Below are 22,524 nucleotides of genomic sequence, written 5' to 3'. Positions count from 1 at the left end.
CCCATCACAAATGTAGTGGATGATCGGTAGCATTTAGAATGAGTCTCTCAATGGTATCGTATACATCTTTGACGTTTATTCGTCAGAGTTTTTTGCGGCATTGCCTCTTGGGGTCAATAGCTGCTGCGAAGTCACATCATTGGCATGGCGACAGTCCATCTGGGGTCGTATCACATCGCGCAGGTAGGCTGCGACCTCATAGACAGCGCGCCGTGAGTGACTTAAATTGTGGGCAGGCTTCATCCAGTCGCGCCTCACTGGTAATGGCGCAGGAAGTGGTGTGCTATTGATACCATTTAAGGCAAACTGTCTGCGTGCACGCGCCATATGATAGCTATCAGTAATCAGATATACATGACGTAACGGAATACGTTTAGCCGTAAAACGGGCGTTTTCACATGTATTCATGCTGGCATTTTCACTTATCAGTCCATCGATACCGTGTTCCATCAACCATTGACCGAGCCATGGAGCTTCAGCACCACTCAGTACGATCGGTAAGGGTAAGTCATGGTAAGCGCCTGCAGCGGTACGAGCGCGATTAAGACTATAGCGATTGAGGATGATTTGATTGTTGTGGTCATTGGTCAGACCGCCGCCTAGGACTACATATGCGGTAGGCGGTGAGCTCATGGCAGCAGAAGGCATATCAGGTAGCGGCAGTAGAGAAAAGATATAAACGATTGCTTGCGAAAACAGCGGGGTAAATAGGCTGATAATCACTAAAATGACAGACGTAGAGCCTAGTACAAAAGTAACATTGATAATGCGGAATAGCGTCACCATGCGTTCAGAAAACCGCAAGTAATATCGCCATAATCGCTTAGATAATAGCCGCTTAGACCATGATTTTTTAGGCCACATGCTCAGCATATCCAATTGAGCCATCAGCATTTACCCAGACTGGCTCACGTGACAATTGAATGGCAAATTTTTCATAGACAGTAGCAGCGATATATTTCTGCGCTATGGCTACATCCTCTTGTGTGGCTTGCTGAGGTGTATGGTTGGTCAGTACGAGTGCTTGCTGTTTATGCGTAAAAATAGGTGCAATGCCGCCGCCTTTTAACCCTGCTTGTTCAATGAGCCACCCTGCAGCCACCTTTACCATTGCATCAGGCATCGCATAACCAACGATAGCTGGATAAATTGCTTGCAGCGCTGTGAACTGCTCCTGAGCGATAATAGGGTTTTGAAAAAACTGCCACAATTAGGTAGCTGTTTTGGATCTGGCAGCTTTTGTTGTCTAATATCTATAATGGCTTGCATAACCTCAGCAGGCATTGCTTGCTCGCGCCCTTGTTGCTCTGCATAGCGCTGCGCCACAGTCTGTACATCACCATAACTGGCTAAAATATTGGCAGGATCAGTATGTAATCTGAAACCTACACGGCTAATAAGCCAAGTGTTTGGTGTACGCTTAAAAATACTGTCACGATAGCCAAATTGGCAATCAGCAGCTGACAAATGGTGCCAAGTTTGTGTCGGCAAATGATAGGCGCGTACATACTGTAAGCGGTCTTCTAATTGTACGCCGTATGCACCGATATTTTGTATGGGTGCTGCGCCCGTCAGGCCCGGTATTAGTGCAAGGTTTTCCAACCCATACCAACCTTGACTGACCGTATGTACGACCAAATCATGCCAGTTCTCGCCAGCCATTACTTCGATATCAACATAATCGTCGGTTTGATTGGTCAGATGAATACCACGCATCTTTGGCTGCAGTACTATGGCTTTCAAATCGGCAGGCAATAAAACATTACTACCGCCAGACAGTACAAACAGTGGTAGCTTGTCTGCTGTATCCTCTATATAAGCTGCCATAAAGTCATCAAGCTGCGCTTCATTCTCCAATGTCACGACAGAATCAGCAACACAGGCCAATGCCATAGTATTGTCGTGTGACAAGTCGATTGAATCATTGACTACGGCAGTCGCTGAAACATTCGAAACATCAGAGCTGATGGTAGACTGAGTACTGTGGTCAAGGCGTGAAGCTTGGGTCATAACATAGCCTATGTGGCAAAAGGATAATAAATGATAAGGTAGCTATAGTTGATTCAATTTAAAAGAGATACAAGGCAACTGAGTGCAGACGTAACTGTGATACTTCAAGCGAGGTTAACGCTGTAGCTCTTTTATAGAGGATTAACCATATTATAGAGGATACCGGATGCAAGAGTAGCAGAAATATAGACAGTATGGCTAGCAGGCTTTCCAGCTTTCTATCCAAGCTTGGGCGCTTGATTCGATACGCTCGATCACTTCTTCAAAATCATCGTTATCGCCCTTATAGGGATCTGGCACATCACTGCCGCAATAGGTAGGGTCTTCTTCACTGAACAGTGCTAGTGTTGCCAAATTATCCTCTGACTTTGCTGTAATGCTGTCTTTAATAGCTTGTAGATCAGCTAGATTCTGTGAATCCATGGCTAAGATTAAATCAAAATCACGAAAGTCATTGGCACTGACTTGACGAGCGACCAGCTTATTAATTTTGTAGCCGTGTGACTTAGCATGACGTTGTGAGCGAGCATCAGGCGCACTACCAACGTGCCAATCACTGGTGCCTGCTGAGTCTACTTTTATAGATAGTCCAGCAATCGCTGCTTGCTGACGAAAAACTTCTTCAGCAGTAGGGGAGCGGCAGATATTTCCTAAACATACCAATAATACAGACGAGGGAGTACAGGCTTTCATCAGCATAATATGACCTTCTATAACAAAAAAACATGCTATAAGAGACCAGCATTGTTAATGCGGCTTTTATTAGCATGCAATCGATTGAATCAGCTGCTAGCGTAACGCTTAATGCTTGGAATGGCAAGGATAGAGACTAAACAATAGCGTCATTTAACAATGAAAGTTTGGCCATATGATGCATGGCCAAAAGGTGAGATAGTGAAACGGTTTTAATCTTGGGTGGTGTTCTAAAAAGTATGCTGGCATCAGACGTAGCCATAATTGACATAAAAGAACACCAGATCGAATACTTTAAAGTGATTATCAAGCTTTTTTGAGAAGCAACAAGTCTTTCTAACCGCTCGTCTTAACCGGTGTCTAAGACGGCAGTTATTACCTTCAATGCCTACCGTATGTTGTTTGCCAATTCGTTTGTTATCACTTTTAAAGGCGGTTATAAAACTGTCCCAGTTGTCCATACTGATAGAGCCATAGCTGACTGTAAGCTGCTTTAAACGTGCTCTTAATTTCTTAGCCGTTTTTAGGTCACGTTTGCCCCAGACATAAGCGACAATCTCATTAGTTGCACGGTCATAAGCGTAGATGAGCCAGACTTTACGCTTCTTGCGATACACGTAAGTCCAGAACTCATCAACCTCTAAGCGTTCATAGTAGCGCTTCTTAGGCGCGATCTTATAAACAGATGAGCCTATGGTGCTCAATACTTTACCAATACTGACTGAGGCTATAACCGCTATGTCTCTAACGCCGCAACCATGAACCGTCATTAGCCGTATTTTATCTTCTATTTGAGAGTGACAACCTTGGTAGGTTAAAGCATGATCACCAATAAATTGTCGTTTGCAGTCCTTACACTGGTAGTTTTGCTTACCATAGCTTTTTTGCCGTTGATCGAAAAACTGGGACTGTGACAGTCGGGGCATATGATCTGTATTTGTGTCTTCATAACCTCAAATATATCATCTTGCTTCGGCTGTCACCCTTCCTTTATTTCTTCAGCATACTTTCTGACACACCACCTAATCTTGATTACTTTTAAAACGTTGTAGATCGCGGCGTTCTTTTTTATTGGGCTTGTTGTCAGGACGAGCAAGATTGGCCAGTTTGTGCTGTTCGGCATAGTACGCACGGCGCGTCTCGCTCTCTTTGGTCTCTGAATATAGTACCTCAGCGGCAGTCGCATTGCCACGCTGGGCAGATAGCGCCTCAACAACGACCGTCTTTTCGGTCATAGCGGTCGCTGAGCCTTGGCGAATGGTTAGCTCATCTCCGACTGAAATCTCTTTACTGGTTTTTACCCGGCTACCGGCATAGTGTACGCGTCCACTTTCAATCGCTTGTTTGGCTAGGGTGCGTGTACGATAAAACCTAGCTGCCCATAGCCATTTATCGAGACGGATTTTCACCAAACCTTGGTTATCATCAGCACTTTTCTTCATAAGAGTCACTCTGCATTAATTTATATATTAAATCATAGTTTTATATAGACAATATTAGGGCAACTTTAACATTTGCAAATAAATTTGATGACTGTGGGTTAGGTGCACCATTGTTGTTCACAAGGTACACCATCGTGGTTACCATCCATTTTAGTATTAGGACAGTAGTTTGTAAAATAGGTCGCTTCTGCACAGGATGTTATTTGTGAGCAATGTGTTCTGCCGTCATATGAAAAGTTTGAGGTCGGTTGTGTCGATAAGACTGGAGTTGCAGTTGGCGCTGATGTTGAAGTGGTACCCAAATCAACGTATGTTGGCGGTATGTCATCAATATTATCAACGTCATTAGAGGTAAGAGTAGGTTGCGTTACGATATCTGCTGCTGCATTGGTTGCAGGTTGGTGTACCGTGTTCTTAGGTTGAAGGAATTTATAACCTATAAGCACGAAAATCAGACAGGTCAATATCACTAATACTTTGTTTATCACTGTGCCATACCTGCCAGCTCATAATTACTATTAATATGAAAATGGCAGTTTTTAATCGACTTAAAAACTGCCATTAGGTAAGAAATATGATATCTATTTTTACTATCTCAAAAACAACTGATAGCCAATATTGTCATTGACCGTGGCACAGTCATAACCAATATCTAAAAGTGCGTCTTGTAACTGACGAGAGTTGCCTTCGGAGGCTTGCAGGCCAACCAGTACACGACCTTCAGCAGCCCCATGGTTGCGGTAATGGAATAAGGTAATATTGAAGTCATCCCCCAATTTCTCTAAGAACGTTAGTAATGCGCCTGGACGTTCTGGGAATACCACTTGTAGCAACTGCTCGTTTTCGACATGAGCATGACCACCAATCAAATGACGGATATGTGATTTGGCGATATCATCATCAGTCAGGTCGTGAGCAGTATAGCCATCGTCTGACAATTGGTTACTAATGGTTTGACGCTCTTTTTCGCCTTCTTTTAAAGCGATACCGACAAAGATTGAGGCAGGCTCCATTGAGTCTGGTGACTTTTTGCTGTCAGCGCGGTAGTTAAACTCTGTGATATTACGACCGTGTAGACTGCGACAGAAATTTAAGAAAGCGCCCGTTTGTTCAGGGATAGTAACCCCAAAAATGGCTTCTTTTTTCTCACCAATTTCAGTACGCTCAGCGATATAACGTAGGCGGTCAAAATTCATATTGGCACCGCAAATGATGCCGACGCAGTTTTTGTCTTGAATATTATTGGCTTCGATATACTTTTTCATACCAGCGACTGACAGTGCGCCAGCAGGCTCAACAATGCTACGGTTTTCTTCAAAGATATCTTTAACGGCTGCACACACCTCATCATTGGTACAAGTGATCACTTCAGGCTCAACGATAGGACCTGAGTTATCGCTTTTTGTGTACGGACGACGTCAAAAGGCAATTCGCCAATCTGCGCGACTGCCACCCCATCAACGAACAATCCTACTTGCTCAAGCTTGACGCGCTCACCTGTTTCAAGCGCGGCTTTTAGACAAGCTGACTGCTCAGCTTCTACAGCAATCACTTTGACATGTGGTGCCACTTCGCCTAAGAATGCGGCCACACCAGAGATTAGGCCGCCACCACCAACGGCAACAAACACATAGTCCATGTTGCGCCACTGCTGGGTCAGCTCAAGACCGATGGTGCCTTGTCCTGCGATGACCAGTTCATCGTCATAAGGCGGAATAAAGGTCAGTCCTTCGCGTTCAGCACGATCGATCGCATAGCGGTTCGCTTGATCGAAGCTATCACCGTGTAGATCTACATTGCCACCAAGTGCTCTTACCGCATCCACTTTGATATCAGGAGTCGTGGTTGGCATGACGATGATGTTGTTTAATGATAATTTGCGTGCAGAGTACGCCACGCCTTGTGCATGATTACCTGCTGAAGCGCAAATGACGCCACGCGCTTTTTGCTCATCGCTCAATTGACTGATACGGTTATAGGCACCGCGCAATTTAAATGATTTGACCGGTTGTAAGTCTTCACGCTTAAATCTAATGTCATTGGCAAAACGTTGGGTCAGCTTGGGCGCCGTTTCAAGTGGTGTTTGAATAGCAACGTCATAGACGGTGGCTTGTAAGATGGCTCGTACCCAGTGTGACAGCATAGTAATCCCTAAACAGAGTGAATATAAAAAGTGTAAATGAATATAAAAGCGAAATAGATTAGCCTATGCCGATTTTTAGTATCTTGCAAGACTCAATTGCAGTTTTCTTGGGATTTTGTGCTTGAATTTACATGAAGTGCAGGTATTTGTCGAAGTTAAGTCTTAGCTAAGCACGATAGGACTCACAAATTAGCGTCATGATGCGCTAACATCCATTAATATCATCAGTTATAATAGCCGCGCATTTTATCTGTTTTAGCCTTTTACTTTTTTAAGACCATACGTTTATTTTCCAAGGATTTATGATGAGTGATCAGCAAGCACAAAAGCAAGCCGCGGCCAAAGCTGCTCTAAGCTATATCGAAGACGATATGATACTTGGGGTAGGGACAGGTAGTACGGTCAACTGTTTGATTGAGTTGTTGCCACAATTGAAGCTTGCTGGCGCTGTCGCTAGCTCACAGGTGACAGAAGACAAACTTCGTGCACTTGGTATCGAAATAGTCGATTTAAACTTTGCTGGTACATTGGATGTTTATATCGATGGTGCGGATGAAGTTAACGAGCACTTGCAACTTATCAAGGGCGGCGGCGGTGCATTGACTCGCGAAAAGATTGTGGCAGCAGCTTCAAACAAGTTCGTCTGTATGGTCGATGATAGCAAAAGCGTTGATATATTAGGTCGCGCGTTTCCAGTACCGATTGAAGTATTACCACAAGCACGCTCGTATGTGGCTCGCCAATTGGCCAAATTGGGCGGTGAGCCAGTATATCGTGAAGACTTTGTCACTGATTATGGTAATGTTATTCTAGACACCTATGACTTGGATGTGAGTAATCCAATCGCGCTTGAAAAAGAGCTAAATAATATCGTAGGTGTGGTCTGTAATGGTATCTTTGCAGCAAACCAAGCAGACGTTTTGCTAAAAGCAGGTGCTAATGGCGTGACAACGCTCACACGTTAATCTATCTCTAAATTATTTGTATAAATAAAAAAAGCCGCCCAGATCTGGACGGCTTTTTTATTTAGAAACTTATTTAGGAGTTTGTTAGCAAGTTATTGTACTATTGATCCCACGGTCTTTTTATAGAATAGCCTAAGTTATGCAGGCAACTTGATTTTGTCTTTAAGTAAAAATTCCATCAATGCTTTTTGTGCATGTAAACGGTTTTCAGCTTCATCCCACACAACAGAGCGCGGATCATTTAGCATATCATGGGAGATTTCTTCGCCGCGATGGGCTGGCAAGCAATGCATAAACACCACTTCAGGATCAGCCTTGTCTAATAGAGACGGCGTCACTTGATAAGGCGCAAAGCGACGTGCACGCGTGTTTTGCTCGGATTCTTGACCCATACTTGCCCACACATCAGTGACAATTAGATTAGAATCTTTTGCCGCATCTTGTACGTTTTCTACCAGACTTACGCAGTGTGAGAAGCGTTCCATAAGTTTAGGATCAGGCTCGAACCCATAAGGCGCTGCCACGCGTAATTCAAAACCAAACTGATTTGCAGCTTGCATAAATGAGGAGCACATATTGTTGCCATCACCGACCCACGTGACGATCTTATTTTCGATACTACCGCGATGCTCGTAATAGGTTTGCATATCAGCGAGCAATTGGCATGGATGATAGTCATCGGTCAACGCATTGATAATCGGTACACTGGAATATTCAGCAAAGGTTTCAACTTTTTCATGACCAAAGGTACGAATCATAATGATATCTACCATGCTGGAAATCACGCGTGCTGAATCTTCTAGTGGCTCGCCGCGACCGAGCTGCGTATCGTTGGGTGATAAAAATATAGCGTTACCACCAAATTGACCCATGCCCGTCTCAAATGAGATACGGGTACGCGTTGAAGATTTTTCAAATATCATGCCAAGCGTACGACCAACAAAAGGCTGATATATCTCGCCTGCATGTTGCATCTTACGCAGTTCGCTTGCGCGTTTGATTAAGTTTTCTAGTTCTTGTTTGGTTAAATCAGATAAGGTTAAAAAATGGCGCAAACTCATAGTAATCCTAGCAGTCGATCGCAGTCAGTGAAACGTCATCAGTCTTCAATAGCATCGCGTCAGTGCGTTACTGGGTTGACAACAAACTTTTAGTATAGCGTATTTACTTTCAATGTAAACGTTCATTTTTATCAAGATCAAATGGCTTGCCAAATAGACCGAAATCACATTAGCAAGCCACAATATCTTATATGCTAATGACTGTGCCGCTAATGATTATGCCTGTGTACGGTTTGGACGTATGCTAAGGCGACATAATAGCTCATAGCTAATCGTCCCAGCATGACCTGCGACTTCATCGACACGCGGCGCATCGCCCCAGAGCATGACTTTGCTATCTATAGCAAGACTCTCAGGTGCGCTACTGATATCAATGACAATCATATCCATAGCCACGCGCCCAATTACTGGGCAGCGGTAGCTTTGGCTGTCGTTAGCATCGATGACAGTGACATACGCATTATCAGTAACCACACGTGGATAGCCATCTCCATATCCAACGCTGACCAACGCCGTTCTGGTATCTTGCTGCGCACGCCAGCGGCTACCATAGCCGATCGCATCATTTGCGCTAACGGTTTGTAGAGCAATGATTTGAGCACTAAATTCCATCGCGGGCTGCAAGTTTAGTTCTTGTGCGCTTTTATCAACCACAGGCGAGCTACCGTATAAAATAATACCTGGACGTACCCAATCATAATGATGTTCTGGGAAGTTGACGATACCAGCAGAGTTGCATAATGAGCCTTGGATATCTGGGCTAATGGTTTCTTTCAAAGTCGCTAGTACGCTTGAGAAGCGCTCAATCTGCATCGCATTTAATGGGTGATCGTGGTCATCAGCATTGGCGAAATGCGTGGCTAGAATCAGCTGATAACCCGCTTCATGTAGGCGTTTTGCTGCTGATAGCACACCCTCAGCATTGAAACCCAAACGGTTCATACCCGTATTGTATTTGAGCCAAGCCATTCTAGTTGCACTGCCAGCTGGCGGGACATTTTGTAGTGCCCACTCTAGCTGTGGTCCGTGGTGAATCACGCAGCTAATCTCATGATCAATCGCTTGTTGCCACTCATTAGTAGTAAAGGCACCTTCTACTAGACCGATGGTTTTCTCCCAACCTAGCTGTCTGGCTTCTAGCGCTTCAGTCAAAGTAGCGACACCGATACCATCTGCTTGCTGCAGGGCTGGCAAGACTGCCGCCACGCCATGCCCGTAAGCATTGGATTTGACCATAGCCAATACCTTAGACTGGGGTGCACGCTTTTTTACTTGATTTAGGTTATGGGTAAGGGCTTTTGGTTTTATGGTGATAGTGCGCATAATCGCCTTCTGTATGAGTAGAATTATGAAGTTATAAAGCCAGTACTGCATCGATTGAGTTGATGCGGTACTGGCTATTGTATTAAAACTGGTTATGTAAAATTATTCATTAACCTATAATTGAAACTGAGTTTATATAAGGCTCAGTCTTTGTTAGGGTTAAGTTTTATAAGGTTAATTACTCATCATTCTCAAAACTCACGCCTTGATAGTACTCTGGCGTTAGATTAATAAAGCGGGTAAATTGACCTTCAAAGCCTAAACGAATAGTACCGATAGGGCCGTTACGCTGTTTACCAATAATGATTTCCGCCACGCCTTTGTGGTCTGAGTTTTCATTATAAACCTCATCACGATAGATGAACATAATCAAATCGGCATCCTGCTCAATCGCACCAGACTCACGTAGATCCGACATGATAGGGCGTTTATTTGGACGGTTTTCTAGACTACGGTTAAGCTGTGATAACGCAATCACTGGACATTCAAGCTCACGTGCGAGCGCCTTTAGACTACGAGAAATCTCGGAAATCTCGCCAACACGGTTACCATCTAGACTTGGCACTTTCATCAGCTGAAGATAATCGACTACGATAGCACCCAAGCGACCGTCATGATTTTTGGCGATACGGCGGCAGCGAGAACGCATCTCAGACGGCGGTAGGGCAGTACTATCATCAATATATAAATGCTTTGATTGCAAATGTTGAATGGCGTTCATCATCTTTGCCCATTCATCTTCATTCATTTGCCCAGAACGCAGGTGCGTCTGGTTAATCGCGCCCCATGAGGACAGCAAACGCATGACGATTGATTCAGCGGGCATCTCCATCGAAAACACCACGACGGGCAAATCTTCATTAAACAAAATCCCTTCTGCCAAGTTCATCGCAAAAGTGGTTTTACCCATCGAAGGACGCGCAGCGACAATAATCAAGTCACCCGCTTGTAGGCCTTGGGTTTTGTTATTCAATTCAGCAAATGGTGTCTGCAAACCAATCATGCCGTCAGGATTAGATTTTAGCTCTTGAATCTTATCGATAACATTGGTCAAGACAGAAGTGATACCAACAGGTCCGCGCTGTTCCGCACGTTTGTTATGCTGCTCATTGATACTAAATATCTTGCCTTCGACATTGTCTAGAATGTCGCTAACGCTTTGGTCTTTTGGATTATAGGCAAGCGTCAGCATGTCATTACCAGTGGTAATCAGTTGACGCAGCGTTGAGAGCTCACGCACACGCTGGGCGTAGGCAGTCAGGTTAAATAAGGTCGCAGGACTTTGGCTCAAAATATCGGCCAAATAACTGTCACCACCTGCGCCTTTTAGTAGCTTTTGCGCTTCTAACCAATCGTGTACCATGACCGTATCATAAGGCTCATTCACTGCCGCCAAATGAGCAATGGCATCAAAAATGTATTGATGTCGCCCAGCATAAAAGTCATCTTTGGTGACAATATCGGCAATCTTGTCGTACGCCTCTTCGATACTCATCAAAGACGCGAGCAATGCCTTTTCAATATCAATATTGTGCGGCGGTGTCTGATTGAGTAAGTCGTCGGTTTTGTCGTTTTCTGCCATGAGTGCCTAATGAGTTAAAATGGGTATGAAAAAGATGTCGATGATAGGGCAATACAAACATAGCGCGCCTCTACGATAGAAGTACCAAAACGCGGTCTCAGGTTTGTCTGTAAATGCTACAATCAGATGCGAAAGTTTAACACATAATGTGGTTTTTAGACTTGATAAAGAACTAAATCTAAAGTGATTGTTTTTCATGAAGTAAGAAATATCATAAGGTATCTAAGTGTAAAAACTTAAAGTATTAATTATAAATATAATAAAATCAATAATTTGAATAACGTAAGGCTATTGTTATGACAGAAAAAAACGCCCACTATTAATCACTACAGGTGAGCCTGCAGGTATTGGCATGGACGTAGTACTAGGACTAGCAGCAGAGGGAAGTTGCAAGACTTTGCTCGGTCTATTTGGGTGACTGCTGATGCTAAAGCCATGCAAACTCGCGCGGAGGAATTGATTGCAGCTGGCGTGCTCAAAAGTACACCTAGTTGGCATACTATCAATACAGATATAAATACCGATAATTTCGATGTTAATTTGGTAGAGCAGATATCACAGCAAGATATAGACGCTGATAGTGCTTTTATCCTACTGGATATTCCTTGTGCCGCACCCGTGGTCTGCGGGCAAATCAATATCGCTAACTCAGCAATGGTGGCTCAGCAGTTAGATATTGCTCATAAACTGGCAATAAATAATACAGTCGCTGCCATCGTCACTGGGCCATTGCAAAAATCAGCGTTGATAGATGCTGGTATCAAGCTATTAGATGGCACCATGTTTAGTGGTCATACTGAGTTTTTTATGCAGCAAAGTGGTTGTGAGAAGGTCGTCATGATGCTGGCCAATCAAGCGATGAAAGTAGCGCTTGTCACTACGCATTTACCATTAAAGGACATCCCTGCTGCGATTACTGCCGATAATGTACGCCAAACGGTACAAATTGTCATCGATGATATGAGAGAGAAGTTTGGTCTCATGCAGCCTCGTATCTTGGTTTGCGGCCTCAATCCACATGCAGGCGAGGGCGGGCACTTGGGAAGTGAGGAGATTGAGATTATCAATCCCGTGTTGCAAGAATTCATCCATGCAGGCGTCAATATATCAGAGGCGATGCCAGCGGATACGTTATTTACTACCAGACATTTAACAAACTGTGATGCGGTCATTGCCATGTATCACGACCAAGGATTGCCAGTATTAAAATCGCACGGTTTTGGTGACACGGTCAATCTAACCTTAGGGTTACCTTATATCCGCACCTCCGTCGATCATGGTACGGCGTTAGACTTGGCAGGAAGCGGCGGTGCGAGTGCGACCAGTTTATATCAAGCACTAAATATGGCTAATGAGATGGCTGATAAATCACTTATCGATGTACCTGCTGTATAAGTCAGTGCTTATAGATATTTTTCACGTAGTACTTAATAATTTTATTATCAGTAATGCCTATCTAAAAAGGCAGCCGCCTAAGACGATTTAGTAAAGTTTATATCGTGCATGAGGAACAGCATCTGTCTTAAGCGCAGGCCCACAATCCCAGGGTCAGGACCCTAAGTTTGTCTAGTGACGGATACCGATTGATTGACCAGCTCCATGGATCCGAACGAGGTTAAGAACGCGACGTTTGACGCATCGGACCCAACACCGATGCGGGCCATTGTGTCGGCACCTGCCATACCCGTTGGATCAATGAGATGCCAGCTTCCTTCAAGGTAGACCTCGGCCACGGCATGAAAGTCTTGTGGTGTCACATCGGGCGCATAAACGCTCACAAACCTAGCTGGTATCGACGACGCGCGCGCTAGTGTTACGAGAACATGCGCAAAGTCGCGGCATACGCCCTGACGTTGAGCAAAGCTGTCAAGCGCGGTGGTTTGTGCATGGCTTGATCCGGGTACGTAGCTAAATGCCGACTCGATCCAGTCACGCATCGCGGCAATCCGTGCGCCGCCAGCGAGATTGCCAAACTCGGCGTCCACGAAGGCATGGAACTGTTCTGACGGGCAATAGTGAGACGGCATCAAATGCCTGATTGTCTCTCCGGGCAAAAGATGCAGGGGCGTTTGGGACAGTGCCGATATGTCTAAGGCAGGACGGTCAACGGCGATTTCTGCGAGATAAGTGCAGCTAAAATCCCCTTCAGCGTGAATCCAAATCCGTTCTCCTATACCATCATCGGCGGCGACCCGTGAAAAATGCGCAACGTCTGATGTCCAAATCTCGGTCGAACGCACCCGCTGATCCGCAAGATCGGCGGCTTCGATCTGAAGCAAAAGATCCATTGGCTCTGAGAGTCGATAATGGAGGGTGACGTTAAGTTTCAGGATCATATGTGAATTCCCTAAGGGTATTTATCTGGCGGGCTGACGATCGCGTAGGGCTGAACCGCCTCGACTATATCAGAGACTGGCTTACTTTACTGGAGTCAGACAGCAATGCCTGACAGGGTTAAATTATCATAATAGCGCTTTTCAAACTCAAAAGGTGAAACATAACCAATCGCGTTATGCAGTCGGGCTTTATTAAACACAAAAGTCTTTAAAATTCAATTATTTATCGATTTGGTTGTACGCCGCAATCGTTATGATGTCGCCATCTTTGGACCTGTTTCTGTCTGCTAGCACTTGATTTGACGCTACTATTTAGCATAGTCAGAGTTTATATTATATGAATGTAGAGGTAAAAAGTTACCGGGCCGGTTACTCGAAAGCATGGCTCGTCTATCGATAATAATTATTCAAAAACACAGCCTAATTATGAGCTGTGGTATAATTCACCATTATAAAGTCAGTATATCGCTGCCATTACATTATCATCGCCCATTTATCTTTTATACATTAAGACTCTTTTATGTCCAAAACTTCATTTGATGCTCAAACTATTTCTAACAGCTTACGTGCTGCCAAACATCAGCCGCGTAAGCGCTTTGGCCAAAACTTTTTGCATGATACCAGCGTCATTCGCGAAATCGTCGAAAGTATTCGTCTAGAGCGCGATGACAATTTGATCGAGATTGGGCCTGGTATGGGCGCATTGACCGAGCCGTTATTGGCAGAAGTAGATGCGATGACAGTGGTGGAGCTAGATCGTGATTTGGCAGATAGCTTGCGTATTCGTATCGGTGCCAATAGCCATCCAAACTTTGAGATTATCAAAGACAACGCGATGCATGTGGATTACCGTGAGCTATATAGTGAAGAGCGCGGTAAGCTGCGCGTGGTGGGTAACCTGCCGTACAATATTTCAACGCCTATCTTATTTCATCTGCTTAGCTATGCCGATGTGATTCAAGACATGCATTTTATGTTGCAAAAAGAAGTGGTCGAGCGTATCACGGCTGATGTGGGTAGCAAGACTTATGGCCGCTTATCGGTCATTATGCAATACCACTGTGATACAGATTATTTGCTGACCGTTCCTCGCGGTGCGTTTAATCCACCACCAAAGGTGACCAGTGCTGTGTTCCGCCTGACGCCGCATATCAACAAACCAGTAGTCGCAAATGATGAAGAGCACTTTGCTATTGTCGTGCGTGAGACTTTTAACCATCGTCGTAAGACACTACGTGCTATCTTCAAAAAATCAACGTTGCTGCCTACATTGAGCGAAGACGATTTTGCGGCTTGTGGTATCGATCCGCAAGCACGACCTGAGACATTAAGCGTCACAGACTTTGTGAGCCTGAGCAATCATTCACAACAGCTAGACGTATAGTGTATTTTGAATAAATAAAAGCATGCTACTAACCGTCAATTATAATGGCGGTTTTTTATGCTTTATTTTTGTGATTAGCGCTTAGGTATTTATTTCTTATCGAGCTGTCTTTAACTATCGTGTTTAAATCGTTGAGGTGTTATGAGCTTTCGCCATCAGTATGTTATCGGTGACTTGCAGGGTTGCTATGCTGCATATCTGCAATTGCTAAAAACACTGGATTTTGATCCTGCCCAAGACAAATTATGGTTTGCTGGTGATCTGGTAGCACGCGGCGAGGACTCATTGAACACGCTGCGTCATGTCAAAGTGTTGTGTGAGCAAGGCGCTGCGGCAACGGTATTGGGCAATCATGATCTTAATTTGATAGCAGTCTGGTGCGGGGCCGCCAAGCTTAAAAATAAAGACAAAACGGCACCTATCTTTGCTGCGGATGACTGTGATGAGTTGCTCGAATGGTTACGTAGGCAGCCGATATTAGCCTATCCTGATGAGCACACGGTGCTAGTACATGCAGGGATTCCACCGCATTGGAGTATTGAAGCCGCTGCAGGATACGCACAGCAATTAGAAGCTCAGCTGCAAAGTAATTTGAATCAGCTCGATCAATTGCTGCCGAATCTATACAGCAAAGAAGCGGATGAATGGCATGCAGGTATCGAAGGATTTACCAAGATGCGTGCAATTGCTAATTACTTTACGCGTATGCGCTTGTGTAAGCAGGACGGGTCACTTGAGTTTAGCTTTTCAGCAGGTTTAGATGAGGCTATGCCAACCGATTTTTGCCTTGGTTTGAGTGGCAAGTACCGCGCACTCGTAAGATACTATTTGGACATTGGGCTGCGCTAAAAGGCGAAATTGATTTGCCACATGCGCGCGCACTTGACGGGGGCTGCGTGTGGGGTAATTATCTATTGGCTTATCGATTGGGTGACGGCAAGGTTTTTACTTCAAGCGCACAGTGCCCGAGTCCATAAAGAGGGTTATAAGCGTCTTAATATATAAGGCTAAATAAACAGTCTGTTATAAGTAGTTCCATTATACCAGTCTGTTTTAAGTAGTCTGTTAATAGACTTAAAGGGTGAAATAACTGGTTTCGTTGGGGTATAGATTGAAAGCTAACTGATTCAGATATATTGAGGTCTAATATGAAAAATATCATTTATCCCATTTTGTTATTATCTACAGTGGGCTTGACTACGATTTGCGCCAATGCGACGGATACTATTGCCTCAGCACGCATTACTGTTTTAGATAGAAGTTTACAATCACAACTTCAGACACAGTTAAAACGTATTGATTATAATAATTTCTACTCTAATTTAGAAGACTTTAGCGCACCTTACACGCTTAAAAATGGTTCAAAATTCTATGAAGCTAGAAGAGACAAATTAAATTCAGCGTCAGCGATTGTGATAGATCCACAGGGTTATTTTTATGTAGCTTACAAAATACCTAACTCTAACAATATTACATATATTACTAATGATGGAAGCTGTAATAAAGAAGTTCATGACGCTATAAAGGTGTTCGCCAATACGTTTGGAGAAAATAATAAGATTATATTTTCAAACCCTACTAAAATCAATAATATGTCCCATGATTGTAAGGGGGTTTATGGCAACCTTCTTTTGAAAAATCGTAGCTTCGAGCGAGCATATCTTGAAGACCAATAGCATTACGTGGCAATGGTTACGTCTGTCAGCTCGGTTCCTTTCGTATGTAAAGTTCACACAAAAAACTAGGTAGATAGAATGCTGATATGGATTACGCTTTATATTCTTCTTTGTTTGTTCTTTAGGTGGCTTATATTCTCTAATTCTAGTATGGCAGAGAGACTTGGCTCTTGGGGCTGGACTCCAGATCAAAACAAACTCTACTTTTCAATGATGTGGTTATTCTCAACCTTTGTATTTCTGTTTGGGATATTCAATAGTAATTTTCGTAACTCTTTTATATTAGAGTATTTATTTTAAAAGCAATCACAATATTTGATCTAATAACGACTGCCGGATGTTGTTAACTGTGTTGTAGATTATTAGCATTACCAGTCAGCAAGCATAGCAAAAAAATAGGCATACAGCCGATAGTTCGATGCCTGTATAGCGCACCGATCACGAATAGAATATGTATGGTAAGTACACCATGAAGTACACTGTGGCTATTTCAGCGAGTTAAAGCGTTGATACCATTCGCCCACAGCTTAGCGTTCAAGTCCTCACTAGGGTACCGAACCAGTGAAAGCACCTGATTGGTTCGCTGTAGGTACATCTTAATATGATAATACCTTTAAAGTATTTAGTTTAGCTGGTTCATATCCTTGTCTATCAGAGTAGAGTGGTCAATTTTAAATATTGGATACACATCAATAATAGTAAGTCTTTTAGCGTATAAATCCTGATAATTCAGATATTCTATAATGATCTGATTTTCATATATCATGACCCTCATCGCTCCTTCTTCATATATCTTAAATATTAATGCTTCATCTTGATATATATAAGCAGATATTGAGTTCTGAATATCACTGATAGAAAAAACCATTTTTTTATTTTGTGTATCAATGAATGTGGATTCTAGCAAACCATCATTATCTATATGACTCTCGCATCCAAACATCTCCATAAAATCTACATCTTTAGGATAAAAGAACGACATTTTCTTTCCTATGATCAAAGTCTGTGGTCAATTAATTTAGTACAATTTAGGATGATAGACAAAAGAATGCTAATTATATAGCCAATGCTTCGCTACCTTTATAGCGCATCGAACATACTCTGATAACAGACGTTATGACAAATAATTTTAGTAACAACAGTCGATCGAGCAAAAACCCACCGCAACTACCTATTTAACTAGGTAGCTTTGGTGGTTTTTTAGGTTTTGGTAAAGGTGTTTTTGCGTCACCAGTCTGCTTGTCATCAGAGTCAGTATGGTGTGGATCATCACTAACAACGTCGCTATCAACCGCACTTATCGTTTTGGTGACCTTATCGTATTGGATGTCATCGGTATAAGGAACGCTGTTTAGCTCGTCATCGACTAAACCATCGTCCAAATCCATTACCTTTTCAGGAGAGCTATACGGCTGCGTATGCTCATCTGTTGGCTGCTTTTCATAGTTGATGTCGGTGTTTGTCTGGGAATGTTGAGCATCAGCATGTTTAGATTCAGGCAGGATTCTGACATCAGACAAACGCCTTACCACATAATTACTCGGTATGGATTTGCCATTTTTTTGTGCGGAGGTATCATCAAATATCATGTGACCCTGACTGTCGATACGCGCATATTTCATTGGCTTATCACGTGGCCAGAAAAAGTCAGACGGATGGCTAATAATATGGCCAAACACCAGTTTTGTGAGGCGACTCCATTCAAAAAAGCGAACTTCTTTAGAACGTAGGGCGACAAACAGTGCCAGTGAAAAGCTAACAATTAAGTTGACCAAACCAATAAGGGCCACACCAAGTATAGAAATTAGGATGAGGCTCCAGCTGATGTCATCAGCAGATATATTGAATAGTCCGTGTGCCAAGTTCGCTGAAGCAAAGGCAATGTGACGAATATCAATTGGTAAGCCGAAGATATAGCCGATAGTCGCAGTACTACCTAAGAACACCCCGAATAAGAAGTTACCCATGATAGCGCCCAAGTTGGCTTCTATAAAGCCGCCTAAACGCTGAAGCCATGAGCTAGGCAGTATATATTTCAAAAATCTGTGACGTTGTATACGCGCGCCTACGTTGTTGTAAACTGCCAAGTTGTCGTAGTAGCCGGCAATCAAACCAGATAAGAACAGGTAAACCCCGCAATAGCAGCATGGGGTAGTGCTAGTGAGTGGAACGGGTCGAGATCATGTAGCAAGTGTCCTGCTTTTTCGGTATCAATCATTGGCGCGCCAGTATATTGCAGCCAAGCAAAAGAGATAATCAAGGCGACGGGTACGGCTAACATGACGTTACCCATGATAGCAATAAACTGGGTGCGCAAGATATCGACGACCAATTCTGATAGCTTAGTTAACTGATGTGATTTTTTACCAGAGCCTTCAGATATGGTAGAAGCGATTGCAGCCGCGGTCATGGCTGGCTGCTTAGTCGCGACTGTGCCGCGAATAACATGAATAAATACGAAGCCCAAACCATAAATCATACTGTTGATGAACGCGCGACCCATGGGTGCGAGCGCTAAGTGATACGCCAGTATTTTTATGGTTGCCATAAATGCAATGACAAAACCACCAATAGAGGCTTTTTTGAGCATCTTTTGATAGCCAGCTTTGTCGGTACTAATATAATGCTCACCGACGCGGCTGGCATTTTCTGTGACTTTACGAGAGAGTAGTTTGGTATTGTTATCAATCAAATAACCAATACTATAGCGCTGGTTGGCTGTAGTGATGAGCGCCTGTATCAGTTCGATAACAGCACGATCTCGCTTTTGATTATCGTCTGTGACTAACTCAGTCAAAATCCGCATACGCTGCAAGCTTTGATCTAGACGCAGCATCATATTAGTCAAACGAATAGAAATACCGGTCTTATAAATCCGCTTGCGTACGGTAGCAACGATATCTTCGCACTGTTCAAGCATAACCAATAGAGGTGCAGGATCGACTGCTTGCTCAGGCGTGATATCTGTCAAGGTATCAAGCTCATGTGCTTGACGATATTGATTGACGAAGAGTACGGCTTCTTGATTTTGTGCAACAAAAGATGCGGAATAATTCAGTATCTGTGGATACGACTCCATCAAATCAGGATGCAAGCCGATACCGCTGATGCGATAAGACAAAATGATAATGGCGTTTAGAATACTGTTTTTTGCAGTAGCGACTAGGTTTAAGTGTTTCTCTTCTACGCGCACCAGCTCAACCAGTTTGTCCCATTTTTCCTTTTCAATATTGGCAAGCCAGCGTTCATCAGAGCGCTTGTTAAACAGATAGCCCACCAGTTCAACGACAGAGTCATCTTGTGGTAGTAATGGTAAAAACCGATGGCCAATCAACCGGCGTAAACTGTTAAAAAACCCTTGATCGGACATGATACCAGTGTCGGTATACAGCGCAATTTGTCGATATTGGATAATCAGTTTTAGCACAAAACTAGACAGCCCATCTCCATATTCTGGATGCTGATGTATGATATCAATAAGGGATTGAATTTTCTCATTGGCCAATGCAGGTTCTTTATCACTGACTCGTAGCTCATCAATCAAGCGTTTGAGTACCGCAGGGTCTGGCACGTCGCTCAAGGCGGTAATCTGTTGTAAAATGCGTTTTAATTCTGACACGTCGCACCCTTTATCATGGTTGTTTCAATCGTTTTTATTATTTAAGTCGGTATAAGTGGTTGAGTAATGTTTACCAATCGTTCAATTGTAGTCGAGCGACATCTTGTCTTGCGTTATTTTAATCGGAACTGCCTATTGATATTGAATTATTTTGTTAGCAGTTATTTTGACAAAAAAAGGACAGTAACACGACTGTCCTTTTAATCAAGGTATTTTAGGTGAGTTTTAAAGCTAGCTTAGCTTGCAGGAACGTCGAAATAAGCAAGATCGAAGTTCATCATTGGGTCACTACCAGCTTTGACCATTTGTGCATGAGCATCGATACGCGGTAAGACACGACCGACGAAGTAATCAGCAAGCTTGGCTTTATTGGTATAAAACTCACCTTCTTTGCCATTAGCAGCTTCTACCATCAACGCAAACATGTATGAGTAAGCAAGGTAGCCAAACGCATGCATGTAGTCAACCGCACAGCCATTGATTTCGTTTTTGCGTTCGCCAATGTTGTTAAGCACAGTTGTGGTTAGCTCTTCGATGGTATCTGCTGCATCTAACGTAGCTTGTTTGATAGCATGATCTGCTTGCATGTTGTTAACAAAGTCACGAATCTCACCCAAGAAATGAGTGACGTACTTACCGTTGTTACGAGCAACTTTACGACCTAACAAGTCAAGCGCTTGAATACCATTGGTACCTTCATAAATCTGCGCAATACGTGTATCACGAACGATCTGCTCCATACCCCATTCACGGATATAGCCATGACCACCAAAGACTTGCTGACAATCAACAGTGGCTTCTAATGCTTTATCAGTCAAGAACGCTTTAGCAACTGGTGTCAGTAGGGCAACACGAGCCGCAGCTGCTTTGGCTGACTCAGGATCGGTACTAAACTTCTCTTCATCAAGGTTTTTGGCAACGTACATCGCAAAACAGCGCGATGCTTCAGTGTTTACTTTGGCGTTCAATAGCATACGACGGACGTCAGCATGATGGATAATAGCATCAGCAGGTTTTTCTGGGCTTTGTAGCTGGGTATCGCTACGGCCTTGACCACGGTCATTGGCATATAGCGCTGCATTTTGATAGGCAAGCTCAGACCCACCAAGGCCTTGCAAGCCCATAGTGACACAGCTCATAGTTCATCATGATGAACATAGATGATAGACCAGTGTTTTCCGCGCCAACCATCCAGCCTTTGGCATTATCAAAGTTCATGACACAAGTCGCAGAAGCTTTGATACCCATTTTGTGTTCGATAGAGCCTACCGCTAACGTATTGCGCTCGCCTAAACTACCATCTGCATTGACCAAGAATTTTGGTACGACAAATAGTGAAATGCCTTTTGAGCCTTCTGGTGCATTAGGTGTTTTTGCCAATACCAAATGAATGATGTTGTCAGTAAGGTCATGCTCACCACCAGTGATAAAGATTTTGGTACCAGAGATATCATAGCTACCATCATCATTAGGCACGGCTTTGGTTTTGATAATACCCAAATCAGTACCAGCATGCGGCTCTGTCAAGCACATAGTGCCCGCCCATTCGCCGTTGTACATTTTTTCTAGATAAGTTTGCTTTTGCTCTTCAGAGCCAGCCGCATTTAAACAAAGCGTCGCACCAACTGTTAGGTTTGGATATAGGGCAAATGATTGGTTGGCAGTGAAAACCATCTCTTCAGTAAGCATGGTAACCATTTTAGGGAAGCCTTGACCGCCGTATTCAGCATTACCGCTTAAACCAACCCAGCCTGACTCAGCATATTGCTTATAGGCTTCTTTGAATCCTGTCGGAGTCGTGACGACGCCATCACCTTCAAAAGTTGCGCCTTCTTCATCACCGCTACGGTTAATAGGAAGTAGAATGTTTTTTGACAGTTTTCCCATTTCTTCTAAAATCATATCGACAGTTTCCATGTCAACATGAGCCAAGTTTTCGTTGTTTTGCCAAAACTCTGGCGCTTTGAATACGTCATTTAAGATAAAGCGCATGTCATTAAGAGGGGCATTATAAACAGCCATAAACATTCCTTTGGTTCAAATAATTAAAATTGAAGTTGTTAAGATTATCAACTGTTTTCTTGGTATAACCTTAGCGATTAATAATCAAAGTTTAACAAATAAGCTTGTGAGCGAGTGTATTTCTTCGTGAATTGTGCGTACACCAAAAGTTAGCAGCGGCTATTGAAGTGCTTATAGACACCTCGCTGATAACTATAATGTGAGAAGGTAGGCGGGTCGGTACTTATAGACAGTTGCTATAGTCAAAACTATGTTGATAGTTGTCATA

The 22,524-nt window shown here is 43.4% G+C and carries 13 protein-coding genes and 6 pseudogenes; 5 read left to right on the top strand and 14 right to left on the bottom strand.

From position 1 onward, the window contains the following. Window positions 1–75: 75 nt before the first annotated feature. From ACOBWA_RS07890 to ilvA, 7 genes and pseudogenes are all read right to left on the bottom strand, one after another. Window positions 76–804, bottom strand: coding sequence for a YdcF family protein (locus tag ACOBWA_RS07890; protein WP_420228969.1), 729 nt, complete (start codon window positions 802–804; stop codon window positions 76–78). 49 nt (window positions 805–853) lie between these two features. After that, a pseudogene (murB, locus tag ACOBWA_RS07885) lies at window positions 854–1,893 on the bottom strand (UDP-N-acetylmuramate dehydrogenase). Window positions 1,894–2,208: 315 nt separating this feature from the next. Then, on the bottom strand, window positions 2,209–2,709 hold the full coding sequence (locus ACOBWA_RS07880) for a low molecular weight protein-tyrosine-phosphatase (RefSeq protein ID WP_102091789.1): 501 nt from the start codon (window positions 2,707–2,709) through the stop codon (window positions 2,209–2,211). A 242-nt stretch (window positions 2,710–2,951) separates the two neighbouring features. After that, window positions 2,952–3,652, bottom strand: a protein-coding gene (locus ACOBWA_RS07875; protein ID WP_420228968.1) for an IS1 family transposase whose coding sequence is annotated in 2 segments (ribosomal slippage) — window positions 2,952–3,589 and window positions 3,589–3,652 — 702 coding nt in all. Because the reading frame shifts where the segments join, the coding sequence is not laid out codon by codon here. A gap of 73 nt (window positions 3,653–3,725) precedes the next feature. After that, entirely contained in the window at window positions 3,726–4,145 is a 420-nt protein-coding gene (locus tag ACOBWA_RS07870; RefSeq protein WP_420228967.1) for an RNA-binding S4 domain-containing protein, read from the bottom strand. 98 nt (window positions 4,146–4,243) lie between these two features. Next, complete coding sequence (locus ACOBWA_RS07865; protein WP_420228966.1) at window positions 4,244–4,633, bottom strand: excalibur calcium-binding domain-containing protein; 390 nt, start codon at window positions 4,631–4,633, stop codon at window positions 4,244–4,246. 102 nt (window positions 4,634–4,735) lie between these two features. After that, a pseudogene (gene ilvA / locus ACOBWA_RS07860) lies at window positions 4,736–6,288 on the bottom strand (threonine ammonia-lyase, biosynthetic). A gap of 305 nt (window positions 6,289–6,593) precedes the next feature. Here ilvA and rpiA point away from each other — a divergent pair. After that, complete coding sequence (rpiA, locus tag ACOBWA_RS07855) at window positions 6,594–7,253, top strand: ribose-5-phosphate isomerase RpiA (RefSeq protein WP_057760400.1); 660 nt, start codon at window positions 6,594–6,596, stop codon at window positions 7,251–7,253. 137 nt (window positions 7,254–7,390) lie between these two features. On the opposite strand, the gene argF is transcribed toward rpiA, so the two are convergent. From argF to dnaB, 3 genes are all read right to left on the bottom strand, one after another. Next, window positions 7,391–8,314: an ornithine carbamoyltransferase gene (gene argF / locus ACOBWA_RS07850; protein WP_057760398.1), complete on the bottom strand. Its 924-nt coding sequence runs from the start codon at window positions 8,312–8,314 to the stop codon at window positions 7,391–7,393. Between the two features lie 216 nt (window positions 8,315–8,530). Beyond that, the gene (gene alr / locus ACOBWA_RS07845) at window positions 8,531–9,637 is read right to left on the bottom strand and encodes an alanine racemase (protein ID WP_420228965.1); all 1,107 of its coding nucleotides are present in this window, start codon (window positions 9,635–9,637) and stop codon (window positions 8,531–8,533) included. A 178-nt stretch (window positions 9,638–9,815) separates the two neighbouring features. Further along, complete coding sequence (gene dnaB / locus ACOBWA_RS07840) at window positions 9,816–11,219, bottom strand: replicative DNA helicase (RefSeq protein ID WP_057760393.1); 1,404 nt, start codon at window positions 11,217–11,219, stop codon at window positions 9,816–9,818. A 352-nt stretch (window positions 11,220–11,571) separates the two neighbouring features. On the opposite strand from dnaB, the pseudogene pdxA reads away from it, so the two are divergent. Beyond that, window positions 11,572–12,614: pseudogene (gene pdxA, locus ACOBWA_RS07835) on the top strand (4-hydroxythreonine-4-phosphate dehydrogenase PdxA). 161 nt (window positions 12,615–12,775) lie between these two features. Here pdxA and ACOBWA_RS07830 read toward each other — a convergent pair. Continuing rightward, a complete protein-coding gene (locus ACOBWA_RS07830) occupies window positions 12,776–13,555 on the bottom strand; it encodes a transglutaminase-like domain-containing protein (protein WP_420228964.1) in 780 nt (259 codons plus the stop codon). 520 nt (window positions 13,556–14,075) lie between these two features. On the opposite strand from ACOBWA_RS07830, the gene rsmA reads away from it, so the two are divergent. The 3 genes and pseudogenes from rsmA (at window position 14,076) to ACOBWA_RS07815 (ending at window position 16,615) form a co-directional block, all read left to right on the top strand. Next, window positions 14,076–14,939, top strand: a complete 864-nt coding sequence (gene rsmA / locus ACOBWA_RS07825; RefSeq protein WP_420228963.1) for a 16S rRNA (adenine(1518)-N(6)/adenine(1519)-N(6))-dimethyltransferase RsmA — start codon at window positions 14,076–14,078, stop codon at window positions 14,937–14,939. A 141-nt stretch (window positions 14,940–15,080) separates the two neighbouring features. Continuing rightward, window positions 15,081–15,916: pseudogene (locus ACOBWA_RS07820) on the top strand (symmetrical bis(5'-nucleosyl)-tetraphosphatase). Between the two features lie 171 nt (window positions 15,917–16,087). Then, entirely contained in the window at window positions 16,088–16,615 is a 528-nt protein-coding gene (locus tag ACOBWA_RS07815) for a hypothetical protein (protein WP_420228962.1), read from the top strand. Between the two features lie 622 nt (window positions 16,616–17,237). Here the strand turns inward: ACOBWA_RS07815 and ACOBWA_RS07810 are convergent. The 3 genes and pseudogenes from ACOBWA_RS07810 to ACOBWA_RS07800 form a co-directional block, all read right to left on the bottom strand. Further along, on the bottom strand, window positions 17,238–17,597 hold the full coding sequence (locus tag ACOBWA_RS07810) for a hypothetical protein (protein WP_102092992.1): 360 nt from the start codon (window positions 17,595–17,597) through the stop codon (window positions 17,238–17,240). 193 nt (window positions 17,598–17,790) lie between these two features. Continuing rightward, window positions 17,791–20,234 (bottom strand): annotated as a pseudogene (locus tag ACOBWA_RS07805) (site-specific recombinase). A gap of 236 nt (window positions 20,235–20,470) precedes the next feature. Continuing rightward, window positions 20,471–22,256: pseudogene (locus ACOBWA_RS07800) on the bottom strand (acyl-CoA dehydrogenase C-terminal domain-containing protein). Window positions 22,257–22,524: the final 268 nt, after the last annotated feature.

It is taken from the genome of Psychrobacter sp. ER1 (genome assembly GCF_048631835.1).
In the GTDB taxonomy this organism is placed as follows: Bacteria; Pseudomonadota; Gammaproteobacteria; order Pseudomonadales; family Moraxellaceae; genus Psychrobacter.
This window is presented reverse-complemented; position numbering and strand designations above follow the sequence as displayed.

Excerpts from the sequence above, each read along its gene's own strand:
- ACOBWA_RS07880 (WP_102091789.1), bottom strand. The coding sequence starts at position 2,709 with ATGCTGATGAAAGCCTGTACTCCCTCGTCTGTATTATTGGTATGTTTA.
- ACOBWA_RS07830 (WP_420228964.1), bottom strand. The coding sequence starts at position 13,555 with ATGATCCTGAAACTTAACGTCACCCTCCATTATCGACTCTCAGAGCCA.
- ACOBWA_RS07870 (WP_420228967.1), bottom strand. The coding sequence starts at position 4,145 with ATGAAGAAAAGTGCTGATGATAACCAAGGTTTGGTGAAAATCCGTCTC.
- rpiA (WP_057760400.1), top strand. The coding sequence starts at position 6,594 with ATGAGTGATCAGCAAGCACAAAAGCAAGCCGCGGCCAAAGCTGCTCTA.
- rsmA (WP_420228963.1), top strand. The coding sequence starts at position 14,076 with ATGTCCAAAACTTCATTTGATGCTCAAACTATTTCTAACAGCTTACGT.
- alr (WP_420228965.1), bottom strand. The coding sequence starts at position 9,637 with ATGCGCACTATCACCATAAAACCAAAAGCCCTTACCCATAACCTAAAT.
- argF (WP_057760398.1), bottom strand. The coding sequence starts at position 8,314 with ATGAGTTTGCGCCATTTTTTAACCTTATCTGATTTAACCAAACAAGAA.
- dnaB (WP_057760393.1), bottom strand. The coding sequence starts at position 11,219 with ATGGCAGAAAACGACAAAACCGACGACTTACTCAATCAGACACCGCCG.
- ACOBWA_RS07815 (WP_420228962.1), top strand. The coding sequence starts at position 16,088 with ATGAAAAATATCATTTATCCCATTTTGTTATTATCTACAGTGGGCTTG.
- ACOBWA_RS07810 (WP_102092992.1), bottom strand. The coding sequence starts at position 17,597 with ATGTCGTTCTTTTATCCTAAAGATGTAGATTTTATGGAGATGTTTGGA.